Genomic DNA, 13780 nt, shown 5'->3' with positions numbered 1-13780 from the left:
TTTTATTTAAATGAAATTAACACCTTAGTCTCCTTTATATCTGTGAATGGAATCTCACGCTCTTCTTCCTGCGCTTTCTTTCCTTTTTCTTTTACCTTTTCAGTCAACACGACGACTGTATCGGATGCAGCCACGAGCTTACCTTCCTTTTGGGTACCGTCTTGCAAAGTAATCTTCACTTGACGACCTACATTTTTCTGATATTGACGCAACAACTCCAACGGATAATCAACTCCTGGAGAAGATACTTCCAAACGATAGGCTTGGTCAAGTACATTTTCTTCCTCCAAATGATAGCCTACGTGGCGACTAATTTGCGCACAATCTTCAATAGGCAGGCCTTGATCACCGTCTACTAAGATAGACAAAACACCATTGCTTTGCATCTTAATACGAACGATAAATAAGTCTTCCCGATCCGCAATTTTTTCCTCAACCAGCTCCCGTACCCGTTGCTCTACCTGCATAAATGATTCACAATTTGAATTAAAAAAAGGGGGCAAATGATGCCCCCTTCCTCTCAGATGTACAAAGATACTAATATTATTTGAAATACAAACTAATGGATTAAAGATTAGTGAAGGTGCTTCCCGAAGAAGCCCATCATCGCTTTATAGAATTGAATTTGATTTTCTTCTTTTCCGAAACCATGTCCCTCATCATACTTCACCATATAAGGCACATCCACTCCTTTTTCACGCAAAGCTTTTACAATCTGATCTGCCTCGGCAATCTTGACCCTCGGATCATTCGCTCCTTGCACGACAAATAGAGGTGCTTGGATCTTATCGATATGGAAGATAGGCGACACCTCCTTGGCGATAGCCGCTTCTTTCTCATCGTCCAAGTCGTACCAGATTTCGTACAACATGTCTTTGTAGGGCTTCCAATACTCTGGAATAGAGCTCATCAATGTAAAGATATTAGACACGCCTACGTAATCTACTCCTGCTTTATACAACTCTGGCGTCTTAGTCAAACCACGTAGCACCGCATAACCACCATGACTTCCGCCATAGATGGCGATATTATCTTTATCTACCCAACCCTGCTCAATCGCATATTGAATACCATCCTCTACGTCGTCCATCGCTTTACGCCCTACTTGTTTGAATCCCGCGCGTAAAAATTCTTTACCGTAACCTCCAGACACCCGAAAGTTGACCTGTAAAGTAGCATATCCACGACTCGCGAAAAGTTGCGTTTCCGGGTTGAATCCCCAGCTATCACGCACGCCTTGTGGCCCACCGTGTGGATTGACAATTAATGGTACTTTTTCTCCGTCAATAGCTGCTTTAGGAAGCGTGATGTATCCGTGAATAGTCAATCCGTCTCTGGAAGTGAACTGTATAGGACGCATCTCGGCCATATCGTTCTCTTTCAATTGCGGCATCAGATCTACTAATAAGGTAGTTTTACCAGAAGCGGCATCGTAGTTATAGTATTTGCCGTATAATTTGTCGCTCTGAACGATGATCAGCAATTGATCTTCATTATCCGTTTTGCCCACCACACTAAATTCATAGCCTGGAAATTGCTTTTCCAGATTAGCATAGATTTTCTTAAACGTTTCACTGATTGGTTTTATCTCTACCTTTTCTCCTTCATATCCTACAAAGTCGATTTCCCAGTTACGCTTCCTGGATAAAGAGATCAAGTTGGCGTCAAAACTATCGTGTGCAAAGATTTCCCGGACTTCCGCATTCTTTTTTAGATCATACAACACAATACGTGCACGGTCTGATGTAAGGTTGGAAATCACGTACGCCTCATCCTTGTTATCAGAAGCATAATTGAACGACACGATACTGAAAGAATCATCCCATCTTCCGGTATGTTTTTTCTCAAAATCTGTTGCTCCAGCAGCCTTAAAATAATATTCTGTCTGTGTTCCGTTCAGCATTTTGGCATAACCTCGTAACACGCCTTCCTTGTCGAAATCATATCCTACAATCGCATTCTCGGGATCGTCGTTCGTAAACAGCTTTTCTAGATCACCTGTATTCACATTTACTCGATAAGGCTCAAAGACTTGTTTATTATCCTTATTCATCTGAACAATGATGAAGTCCTTTTGCTCTTTGAGCATGTTTAGGATACTAGCTTGTACGCCTTCGAAAGGGGTTAAATCAATACTGTTGGTACCATCTATATTGATCGCGAAAAGGTGATAATTTTCATTTCCACCTTCATCCATCACATAAATTAACCGCTCGTCATTTACCCAACCTGTACCACGGATCAATTCGTCTTTCTCTTCAATTGCGCGTACTACGTTGCCTGTAGCGACCTCTTTGATCATCACGTGTCGCTTATTGTTTTGATCCTTTTCTCTGTATAAAAGGTATTTACCGTTTGGCGAAAGCTGAAAACCAGAAGTAATGGGCTTCGCAAAATAATCTTTAACGCCATAAGTAAAATCTCCTTCGTCTAAAGCGATCAAAGCATCTATCTCTTCTTGACTAGATACCAAGGTCGTATCCCCAGGCTTGGTAATGGTAGTTTTTTCCAGTACTAACGGCATATCCATACCGGCCTGGGAAAAAGTTCCCGTAATTTTGCCTTGCTCCAACACGCCTTCATATTTAATTCCGGCCTGCTCCATAGCCACAGATAACGTATTGTTTTCAAATTTGGCAGGAGATAGCGGTAAGCCACTGGCTCCCTGCATCGGCACATCTAAAGTAGCGGAGATTCCGTCAGGAGTTTCTGTAATATGGAAGATTAACTCCAGGCTCATTCCCTGAACATCTAATTTTCCCTTCCAATCACCTGCGATTTGCGCAAAAGTATTCGTCATACCCAAAATTACGAATATGAGTGAAAATAGGCTTCTTTTCATTGTTAAAAATGGTTTTTTACTATTAGTAGTCCTATTACATCTTTTGTTACAATTAATTACCAAAAAACTTTTTTACCTATAAACAGTTTTAAAGAGACAGAAAAGTATAATTTCTATGAAGCATCCAATAAGGTTAACTGTATACCTGCTAGTTTTCGGCTTAGCTACAATCGTTTGCAGCTGTCAGAGCATAGAACAGAGGCGCGATCATAATGATCCCGATAGCATGGACTTATTGACTGAAAAGCATGACGGCACTATACTCACTGACGTGCCTTTTGCTATTGCTCAGAATTACTTCGTATTGAATGATGCAAAAACACCTGAAGACCCTAAAATCACCACCCAAGAAGCGTTCGATCACGTCTTTGGCAACGCGACGTTAATGGGTGAGCAGGGCAAGCCTACGCCTATTGATTTCAATCAGCAATTCGTCATTGCTATTGTGCTCGATCAATCCGATTTCGCTACTACCATAGAACCCATGGACCTACGTCAGCAGCATACCGGCGAACTTAAATTTCGCTATGCAGTAGTGGTCGGCGAGCGCCAGCAATACATTTCGCAACCCGCGTTGATTTTGGTCGTCAATAAAAAATACGAGGCTTCTGTGGTGCTGGATCGAGTAGATTAGATTTTATACACTGCCCTTTCCATCAAAAAATTAATCTTCCACATTCGGCGGTATCAATTTATAAATCACAGGCGTAACCACGCGCGATAGTAAGGTGGAGCTAATCAACCCGCCAATCATCACAATCGCAAGCGGTGAAATGAGTGGGTTGGAAGACCAAGCGATTGGCATCAACCCACCTATTGCTGTTAAGGACGTGAGTATAATGGGTAAGAAACGAATTTCGCCAGCCTTTTCAATCGCTTCATGCAATGGCATACCCTCTCGCCGAAGCTGATTGGTAAAATCTACTAATAAGATCGTATTCTTTACCTCTATTCCGGCCAGTGCCACAATACCAATAGTGGCCACAAAAGAGAGCGTATTTCCAGTAATCAATAGTGCCAGCACAGCGCCCACTACACCCAACGGAATAACGGACAATACAATTAAGGTACTTTTGAATGTCTTGAATTCCAATACTAACACGGCTATAAATAAGAACACCGTGATAATGATAATGGTAGAAAAACCACCAAAAGCAGCCTCTCGACTCTCCACCTCGCCGCCCATATCATAACTATAACCATCCGGAAAACTAAATTTGTCCATCTGCTCAATCACTGCTGAAATGACTTCATCATTACTAAACCCCTTTTGTACGAATGAGTTGACAGAAACCGTACGATCCTTATTGCGATGAAAGATGCTGGATGGCGATGACTCCAACTGAAAAGTGGCGACTTGATTCAACGGGATGGCTTGCCCTTCGATATTCTGCACGAAGATACCTTCCAAGGTGTTTAGGTCTGCGTAAGCACCTCTGGGAACGGTAATCAGCACTTCGTAATCATTATCATCGGAATTAGGATCAGAGAATGTACCTACCGGATAGCCCGCAAGCGCGATGCGAACCGTCTGATCAATGGTACTGGTTGGAATACCAAACGCCATAGCTTTTTCACGATTTACGACGACACGTATATCCGATTTATTGCTCTTAATAGGGTTGTTTACATATTCTGTTCCTGCTGTATTTTTGAGCAGCATTTCTACGGACGCAGCCAGCCGCTGTAAGCTATCCAGATTCTCTCCCACTATCCGAACTTCCACCGGGGAGATGACAGGCACTCCTTGTTCGAAGTCCCGAACCTCTACTTTAGCACCCAAATAGGGCGACCAGCGCTTACGCAATTGTTCAATCAATTGAATTTTCTGCCCAGACTTCACATCATCATGCAGCTGCACAAAGATTTCTGCGTAAGAAGGATTTTCATTGGCTTGCTGCATATTGTAATACACACGAGGATTTCCTTTACCGACGTTGCTGGTATAATATTTTACGTCGGCTATCTCTCCTAGTTCTCGTTCTATTTGCCGAGTAATGCTGTCGGTTGTAGCCACATTAGCTTGTTGTGAAGCCGTGATATGAATCGTAAACTGCGGTTTCTCGGAGGGAGGAAACAAGCTGAATCCGACCGTGGGAATCAAGGCCAACGATGCACCAAACACCACCACCGCAATAAGTGCGGTCATGATGGGATGTTTCAACGCTTTGTCCAACAACTTACCATAGGTTTGATGAATCCCTTTTTGCATGGTGCGTAGGATGATATTCCCTCCTTCGTGCTCATGTGGCTTCAAAAGCTTGCTTGCCAAGAATGGCACCACCAACAGCGCTACGAACATGGATCCGATCACCGAAGCAATCACCGCAGTAGGCATACTGCGGATAAACTCACCCGCCATCTCTGGCATAAACATGAGCGGCATAAACGCGATAACTAACGTAACAGTACAGCCTACCACCGCTAATGCAATCTGTTGTGTACCTTTGATCGCAGCATCCAGCCGAGAGTAACCTTCTCGCATCCATCGTTCAATGTTTTCCACCACCACGATACTATCATCCACGACCAATCCGAGGGCTACTACAAAGCCGACAATACTTAATTGATTCAACGAGTATCCGGCAATATTCATCGTAATCAAGCCCAGGCCTAACGACAGCGGAATGGCAATCATGACGACCAACGATGCACGCGTGCCTAACGGCAATAACGTAATCAAGACCAACGTAATGGCAATCAAAAAATCTATCCCCAAGCCACCTAAGCGCTGGTTGACATTCTTTCCCTGATCGAACGACAAAATAAGATCCACATTATCCGGAAGTTTCTTCTGGAAGGTATCCAATACCGCAAGATAGGCTTCCTGCGTTTCCGAGATATTTTCGCCTTGCTTCTGCGCTGCATTGATCAATACGCACTGATAACCATTCAAGCGCGTGATATGGGTATTCGGACCAAAACCAGGATATACGTCAGCAATATCTTCCAGAAAAACGTTGCGACCCTGCGCGCTAGACACCACGGTGCGACGAATCTGTTGGATATCCTGATAGCTACCACTCGTGGTTACGCTGAAATTGCGCGTACCTGCATCCAGACTTCCGCCCGGAATATTTTGCGTTTCACTCTGCACAATTTGCACCACACGATCTACTGGAATACGCTGCTCCCGCATCTTTGCCATATGAAGATCAATCCTCACTTGTTGAGCCGGCATCCCAGAGATGGTCACTTCCTTAAGTGCTTTCACCTTTTCCAACTCGCTCTTCAAGTCGTCGGAGAGCCGCTTCATAGTAGTTCGGGACGCATTTTCAGAAACCAAAGCGGCCTGTATTACGCTCACATTGGTCGGGTCTACCTTGAGCACTTGCATGCTGTAAATATTATCTGGAAGTTCTGCGCGTGCCGCATTGAGCTCGCGCACTAATTCTTGATATTTACTATCGTAGTTGGTTTTGAATTCGTACTCCACAAAAATGAAAGCCAGGCCATTATTAATGGTAGTCTTGATCATTTTGATATCATCCAGCCCATAAAAACGAGATTCCAGCGGTTTCACCACCAGATTCTCCATATCCTTCGGGCTAGTGCCTGGATAAACCACCACTACTGGAAAGGTGGAAGCCTTCATATCCGGATCTTCTGCCCGTGGCATCGTCAGTAAAGTACTAATGGCAACGACCATCACCATCACCACCATAATCAGGGTAAATTGATAGTTTTTGATCGGGTATTTTATTAAGCTCATAGCGATAAATAAAAAGTGGGGAATACTACGGTTTTACGCGTATGAGTGATCCTTCCGTAAGATAAGGGCTTCCTGCAACGATGACGCCATCGATATTTTCCAAACCGGAAAGTACCATTACAGATTGCTGTCCAATACTACCGAGCTTCACGGCCTGCTTAGTGGCTCTCTTTCCGTCACGTGTCACAAAAACATAGGCCTGATTGCCATCGGCGTCTACCAATGCCTCATAGGGTAGCTCCCAACTGGCTTGCGGAGAAGTATTATTCGCGGCTTTACCCACCGAAATGCGTGATTTGCCAAACACTCCGGTGGCTAGTTTGCCACTCGGTGGTGTTTTTAAATCCAGGTAAATGGTAAAAGTACCCGATTGCGGATCCATCGCTTCGAGTTTTTTGGAGACGATAGCTTGTAGTTTTTGACCCGGAAGCGCATCTGTTTCAATCTCTGCAGCATCTCCTTTCTGAATCTTGGCCCACTGACTATCGCTCACGCCTACCTTGAGCATCCAAGAATGCATCCCTGCACCGTTTACCTGCAAAACGGGTGTTCCTGGCCCCACCACCTGACCTTGGTTAGCAAGCCGAGCGAGTACAAAGCCGGATACCGGAGAGATAATATGTAACTGCTGCTGGTTGTATTGCACCGCGTCGACATCCCGCTTAGCCAGCTCCCAAGCCGAGCGCGCATTCTGCAACTGCTCCAATGTCGCCACACTATCACGATACAATTTTTGTGCTCGTTGGTAGTCCCGTTCTGCTTTTTCCAAGCCGACATTGACCTGGCCAGCTCGCGTATCGATCTCTGTAGCTTGTACCGATGCCAGACGCTGACCTTTTCGTACGGGATCACCTTCCTTGACATAAATTTGCTGGATAACCCCGCCATTTTTAAACCCCAAGACCGTTTCGTCGTCGGTGGTAAATACGCCGGTGGCTTCTATGATCTCGTCCGCATCCAGTTGCCGAAGCGATAATAAGGTGACGGGAATCGTGTCTTCTACGGGAATGGCCACTTCTCTTTGGGCATGACCACAAGACCAAAGTGCGGTCGTTCCGATAAGAAATAGGGCGGTATATGCTGCTTTCATCATGTTTTTAGTCTAGTAAATAACTTGCTGTTTCTCGTTCTAATTTGGCTACTGCAATCAGCCACTTGTATAAGGCTAGGTTTTCGGCTAATTGCGCATTGGTATATTGAGAACGCGCATCAATCGTCTCGATATACGTGTTTACTCCTTCATTAAAACCACGCTGGATTAATCGCTGATATGTACCAGCCGCTTCTAGCTGCTTTTTAGCATTTTGATAATTACGAATGGTGGAGGTCACTTCATTATTAGCAACCCTTGCTGAGGTCTCCAATTGTTGCTGTACGCGAAGACGCTGTTGCTGTGCTTCCGCTACGGCGACCTGACTTTCCCGAATTTTCAGTTTATTTCGACCACCCTCAAATATCGGTACAGAGAGCTGGGCGCCAATCATTACATACTGAGATTCTCGGTTAAATCGCATATTTTCGGCCTGGGATCCTACGTCAACAAAAGCATTTAACTTAGGAACGAACACCTGTTTATTCTTCTTCACCAGGGTTTCTTGGATCGTAATCTGACTGGTCAATGCCTCCAACTCTTCCCGCCCTGTTACCTGCAATTCACCTCCCTGCTGTGAGAGATCCTCTGCATTGGCGAGCTGTTGCTTGATGAGCTCCTCCGCATCCCTGTTTAATAGCATATTGAAATAGTACCGCGCATTAGACACCTGCTGCTCGGCTTCTACCAACTTGGACTCTGCTTGCGCTATTTCCGCATCGGCTCGCACCACATAGGCAGGCAGTCCGCTACCAGCCTCTAGCAATTTTTGGTTCATACGCTTTCCCTCTTTGGCAAGATCCAGGGAATTCTGGTATACTTTTACCCCGTCTTCGGCACTCCAGTAATTGTAATAGGCTATTTTGATATCCCGCACCAATTCCCGTTGGTATATTTCAACTTCGTGCTCCCGCATATGAACGGCTTCTTCACTCACGCGTTTATTATGTTTGATGTCGGTATTTAAAATAGGCATACCAGCACGAAAGCGCGCATCATAATAATTGCGTGGCAAAAAATTGATTCGCTCATTATCAATCTGCGGAAAAGCCTGAGACTGGGTCAATTGGTTAAGCGTCTGGTAAACTGGATTCAACAAATCTCCGACGGGAAGGTCAATCATACGCCCTCCATTTGCGGTAGTATAGGTAGCATCAAACGACAGACTGGGTAAGTACAAGCTTCGCGCTATGTCTAGGTTGATCATTGCCTTGTCCAACGAAAGGTTCTTTTCGACCACTGTTAAATTATTTTTCAGCCCTATATTGATGTATTCTTCCAAAACACCTTGTGCTTGCACCGCTGGAAATGCAAAAACATGGGCAAACAGAACAATGATTACGATGACCTTTTTCATGATTAACAGTGTTTATCAAATATTATTTCAACCTTTTCAGCATGTTCACATACAACTGAAATGTGTTTTCTAAAAACGTGGCTTCATCCGCAGCGGCGAACAATAAATTATTCATCTTTTTAAGGTGTCCAGATATAAACAGGGAAGCAATACCATGCACCGTACTCCAGGCTTGTAGGGATAGCGTGCTGGTATCCATACCGGTGAAAAAACCCGCTTTCTGGCAATCCTGAATAGTTTCTTGCAGCAAGTCAAATACGCGGTCTCCTTCCTCCCACTCACCATCAATACACTGATCTTCTAGAAACTGCATCGGCTCTTTCATCATAAATAGCAACTCATAATAGCCTGGTTCATTGACTGCAAAAGAAAGGTAAGCTTTGCCGATGGCGATCAAGCGCTCAAATGGATTTTCTACATGCATCAACACCTGCATTTGAGATCTTAACAAAGAGAAACCTTCCAAATGCAAGGCATAAACGATATCACTTTTATCTTTATAATATAGGTAAATAGTAGTTGGACTGAAGGCAATCGCTTTTGCTATCTTTCGAATAGATGTGGCCTCTATGCCTTCTTCGACAAATAGCTTTTTTGCTGCATCCAGAATCTTGCTACGAAAATCTTCTTTATGCTTTTGTTTTTTTTCTTGAATACTCATGACGTCACAAATATACTTAACACTGTTAATTAATTTATATTTTTTAACATCCTGACGAAACAATGACCATCACCTTGTCCGAAAACCGCGTCGAGAATTTATCTAGAAAGACATTTTGTCGCTTTAAAACAGATTTGGCTGACATAATTTCAGTAACACAGAACTAAAAATCCAAAGGCATATATTTTGATAAAGCATTGGTATAAAACGACATTAACATGAATTTTAACAACTATACGATTAAAGCTCAAGAGGCCATTCAGAAGGCTTCCGAGATTGCAGGCGGAAATCAGCAGCAAGCGATTGAGCCAGTACATATACTGAAAGGACTGATGACGGTAGATGAAAATGTCGTCAATCATCTTTTGAAAAAACTACAGGTTAACATTAATTATACGGCTGCGGAACTAGATCAATACATTGCAGCTTTACCGAAGGTTTCGGGGAGTAACATATACTTGAGCAATAGTAGCAATAGTGTATTGCAAAAAGCGCAAACCTACCTGAAGGAATTTGGCGACGAATTTGTCTCCGTAGAACATTTGCTGTTATCGCTATTGAGCGGTAGTGATAAAGCGGCTTCTTTACTAAAAGATCAGGGTGCAACGGAAAAGGATTTGAAATTGGCCATCAAGGAGCTTCGTGGCAGCAATCGGGTCACCGACCAGAATGCGGAGGCTACTTACAATGCCTTAGGCAAATATGCCCGCAATCTGAATGAGTATGCAGAATCTGGTAAGCTGGATCCGGTGATTGGCCGTGATGAGGAGATCCGCCGGGTGATGCAGATCCTTTCTCGCAGGACGAAAAACAACCCAATTCTTGTTGGAGAGCCTGGCGTAGGTAAAACGGCTATAGCAGAAGGTATTGCACACCGCATTATCAAAGGTGATACGCCGGAGAATCTAAAATCCAAAACCGTATTCTCCCTAGATATGGGCGCGTTAATTGCTGGCGCAAAATACAAAGGAGAGTTCGAAGAACGACTTAAAGCTGTTGTAAAAGAAGTCTCCGATAGCGACGGAGAGATCATACTTTTTATTGATGAGATACACACCTTAGTAGGTGCCGGAGGCGGTGAGGGTGCTATGGATGCAGCTAACATCCTGAAACCAGCACTCGCGCGTGGAGAATTGCGTGCTATTGGTGCCACTACCTTAAACGAGTTTCAGAAGTTTTTCGAAAAAGACAAAGCATTGGAACGCCGTTTCCAAAAAGTGATGGTGGATGAACCGGATACGCAAGATGCGATATCTATTCTCCGCGGGCTAAAAGAACGCTACGAAACACACCATAAGGTGCGCATCCTGGATGAATCAATTATTGCAGCTGTAGAACTATCACAACGCTATATCACCGATCGTTTCTTGCCAGACAAGGCCATTGACTTGATCGATGAAGCCGCATCTAAGCTACGATTGGAAATGGATTCTGTGCCAGAAGTGGTGGATGAACTCAACCGTCGTATTATGCAGCTTGAAATTGAGCGGGAAGCCATCAAAAGAGAAAAAGACAATCGCAAAGTCGATGAGTTATCAGAGAGTATTGCTAACCTATCTAGTGAGCGCGATTCGCTCCGTGCAGCATGGCAATCGGAGAAAGATTTGGTAGACCGGGTAAACCAGGAGATTCAGTACATTGAAGACTACAAGCTGGAGGCGGAGCAAGCGGAACGTGCGGGCGACTACGGCAAAGTGGCGGAACTTCGGTATGGCAAGATCAAGGAGGCACAAGACACGACCGAAAAACTGAAACTGGAACTGGCTGAAAAGCAACAAAACAGCCGGATGCTAAAGGAGGAAGTGACTTCGGAAGATATCGCTGATGTTGTATCCCGTTGGACGGGCATTCCCGTAAACCGGATGATACAATCGGAACGCGAAAAACTACTCAACCTGGAAGAAGAATTGCATAAACGCGTAGCGGGACAACAGGAGGCAATCGAAGCGATTTCTGATGCGATCCGTCGCTCCAGAGCTGGCTTAAGCGATGCAAAGCGACCCATCGGTTCCTTTATTTTTCTGGGAACCACTGGTGTTGGAAAAACGGAGCTCGCCAAATCATTAGCAGAATTCTTGTTTGATGATGAGCAAGCGTTGGTACGAATAGATATGTCGGAGTATCAGGAACGGCATGCTGTTTCGAGACTAATCGGCGCGCCTCCGGGATACGTGGGTTACGAAGAAGGTGGACAATTGACCGAGGCCGTGCGCCGCCGTCCTTACTCCGTCGTATTGCTGGATGAAATTGAAAAAGCACATCCTGATGTGTTTAACATTCTCCTGCAAGTGCTGGACGACGGACATCTGACAGATAATAAAGGACGTGTGGTGAACTTTAAGAATACGATCATTATTATGACTTCCAATACCGGATCGCATTTGATTCAACAAAACTTCTCGACGTTAAACGAAGAGAACAGAGAAAGTGTAGTCGCAAAAACGAAGGATGAGGTATTTGAATTATTACAACAGACCATTCGTCCGGAGTTCTTGAACCGTATTGATGAAATCATTATGTTCACCCCGCTGGGTCGTGACGAAATCGGAGATATTGTACGGATGCAGTTTTCGCGGGTGCAGAAGCAACTGGCAGAGCAGCATATTTTTATTGAAGCAACGGAAGAAGCCTTGGATTGGCTGGCGCAATTGGGTTACGACCCTGCCTATGGCGCCCGCCCGTTGAAACGCGTAATTCAGAAACGCATACTCAATGAACTGTCTAAAGCTATTCTGGCGGATAAGGTGAGAAAAGATTCCATCATTAAGATCGACAGCTTCGATGGACAGTTTGTGTTTGTCGAGAAAGAAAGCGAAACCTCCATCTAGCGCTATTAAGACAAGAAGGCGGGATAGAAATATGTTCTATCCCGCCTTCTTTATGGATTATTTTATCCGGGTGGTTTCCGACGCGCAATAAGTTACTATTGGCGGTTGATTAGCTGTACGGCGGCCTCCAGTTGCGCATCCCTTCCCATTGCCAAAGCAGCAAGATTAACAGGAACTACTTGATCTGGAGGGTATCCGATGCCTTCGTAACTTTGATTATCCAACCCTTTGAGTTGTAATGAAGAGGTATAGACCAAGTCCATAAAGCTGGTCGAATACTGGCCGCCGTTGTACACAAAATTACCTGTTAAAGGCCCCATCGCTCCCCAAGTACGCTCCCCAATAAAGTGTCCGTTGGGCATCGCTTTTACCGCCATCGCTGTGATCTCGGCCATACTCACGGAATAACGATCGGCCAGCACCACGATAGGCGCAGTAATTTGCTTTGCATCGGCCACTGGATTCACTCTGGCAGGTATCCATGGCGTATAATCCAGTCGATTGTTATCTAGTTTTGATTTTGTATAAGCAAAATGTAGTGGGCTAGTAATCATACGACCCAACAGGAAGTCAAGGTCAGCCAATGCTCCACCGAAATTATTACGCACATCGATAATGATACCACGAGGCTGCTCTCCCTCCAACACATTGGTAAAGAAATGATCTAGAGTTGCGGCAAAAGCTTCGGAATTGTTATAGGTATTTCTCAAGTTAAAGGTATTGAAATACAGGTAAAAAATCCCCTCTTCCATGCTACCACTCACTGCAAAAGTTTGCCTACCTGGCGCATTTACCAGAGCTCGCGACGCGCCGGAATTCAAGTATATAGCCGGTATCGTATTGAAAAAGTGATTGGGATTGATTTGATTACGAAAATCTTCCATACGCTGCATACGCTGGAATGACGGATTGATCGAAGCAGAATCCCGTAAGATTGGTGACCGAAATTGAATAGAATAATGCCCATCCACCAAACCATTTGTCATCGTTTTGAAGTACGTATAACCTGTTCTCACATCTGCCGTATCATTGAGATTTAAATTCGCAAAAAGTGGCTTGTAGCGACGATATACCTGATCCCAATCTGTGGTATCTACATCCCAAAAAACATAATTATTATTCATACCATTCCAATAGGCCTCGAATATTTCTTCGAAGTTGCCACCAACATAATCGTTTGGACGTTCTAGCTCGGGCATATCTTTCCGGCATGAGCAAAATGCTAGGAGCATGAAGGGAATAGCGATAAGGAAAGAACGTGTTGTCAATGTATATATTTTCATTTTAGCT

9 protein-coding genes are annotated in these 13780 nt (G+C 44.3%); 2 read left to right on the top strand and 7 right to left on the bottom strand.

The genetic code is table 11. The features are described 5' to 3' along the window. Nucleotides 1-2: 2 nt before the first annotated feature. Together rimP and M8998_RS00940 are read right to left on the bottom strand one after the other, a co-directional pair. Complete coding sequence (rimP, locus tag M8998_RS00945) at nt 3-467, bottom strand: ribosome assembly cofactor RimP (RefSeq protein WP_249990104.1); 465 nt, start codon at nt 465-467, stop codon at nt 3-5. A 107-nt stretch (nt 468-574) separates the two neighbouring features. Further along, entirely contained in the window at nt 575-2842 is a 2268-nt protein-coding gene (locus M8998_RS00940; protein ID WP_249990103.1) for a S9 family peptidase, read from the bottom strand. A 115-nt stretch (nt 2843-2957) separates the two neighbouring features. On the opposite strand from M8998_RS00940, the gene M8998_RS00935 reads away from it, so the two are divergent. Beyond that, the gene (locus tag M8998_RS00935) at nt 2958-3476 is read left to right on the top strand and encodes a hypothetical protein (protein ID WP_249990102.1); all 519 of its coding nucleotides are present in this window, start codon (nt 2958-2960) and stop codon (nt 3474-3476) included. Between the two features lie 30 nt (nt 3477-3506). Here the strand turns inward: M8998_RS00935 and M8998_RS00930 are convergent, their stop codons facing one another. From M8998_RS00930 to M8998_RS00915, 4 genes are read right to left on the bottom strand one after another with little or no spacing between them, the layout of a single operon-like run. After that, on the bottom strand, nt 3507-6554 hold the full coding sequence (locus M8998_RS00930) for an efflux RND transporter permease subunit (protein WP_249990101.1): 3048 nt from the start codon (nt 6552-6554) through the stop codon (nt 3507-3509). A gap of 25 nt (nt 6555-6579) precedes the next feature. Next, complete coding sequence (locus M8998_RS00925; protein WP_249990100.1) at nt 6580-7647, bottom strand: efflux RND transporter periplasmic adaptor subunit; 1068 nt, start codon at nt 7645-7647, stop codon at nt 6580-6582. A gap of 4 nt (nt 7648-7651) precedes the next feature. Continuing rightward, entirely contained in the window at nt 7652-9001 is a 1350-nt protein-coding gene (locus M8998_RS00920; RefSeq protein WP_249990099.1) for a TolC family protein, read from the bottom strand. A gap of 22 nt (nt 9002-9023) precedes the next feature. Beyond that, the gene (locus M8998_RS00915; protein ID WP_249990098.1) at nt 9024-9662 is read right to left on the bottom strand and encodes a TetR/AcrR family transcriptional regulator; all 639 of its coding nucleotides are present in this window, start codon (nt 9660-9662) and stop codon (nt 9024-9026) included. 218 nt (nt 9663-9880) lie between these two features. Here M8998_RS00915 and clpB point away from each other — a divergent pair, with 218 nt between their 5' ends. Further along, nucleotides 9881-12490, top strand: a complete 2610-nt coding sequence (gene clpB, locus M8998_RS00910; protein WP_249990097.1) for an ATP-dependent chaperone ClpB — start codon at nt 9881-9883, stop codon at nt 12488-12490. 95 nt (nt 12491-12585) lie between these two features. Here clpB and M8998_RS00905 read toward each other — a convergent pair whose 3' ends face one another. Then, on the bottom strand, nt 12586-13773 hold the full coding sequence (locus tag M8998_RS00905) for a S41 family peptidase (protein ID WP_249990096.1): 1188 nt from the start codon (nt 13771-13773) through the stop codon (nt 12586-12588). Between the last annotated feature and the right edge of the window lie 7 nt (nt 13774-13780).

The organism is Sphingobacterium sp. lm-10, assembly GCF_023554555.1.
Classification (GTDB): Bacteria; Bacteroidota; Bacteroidia; order Sphingobacteriales; family Sphingobacteriaceae; genus Sphingobacterium.
This window is presented reverse-complemented; position numbering and strand designations above follow the sequence as displayed.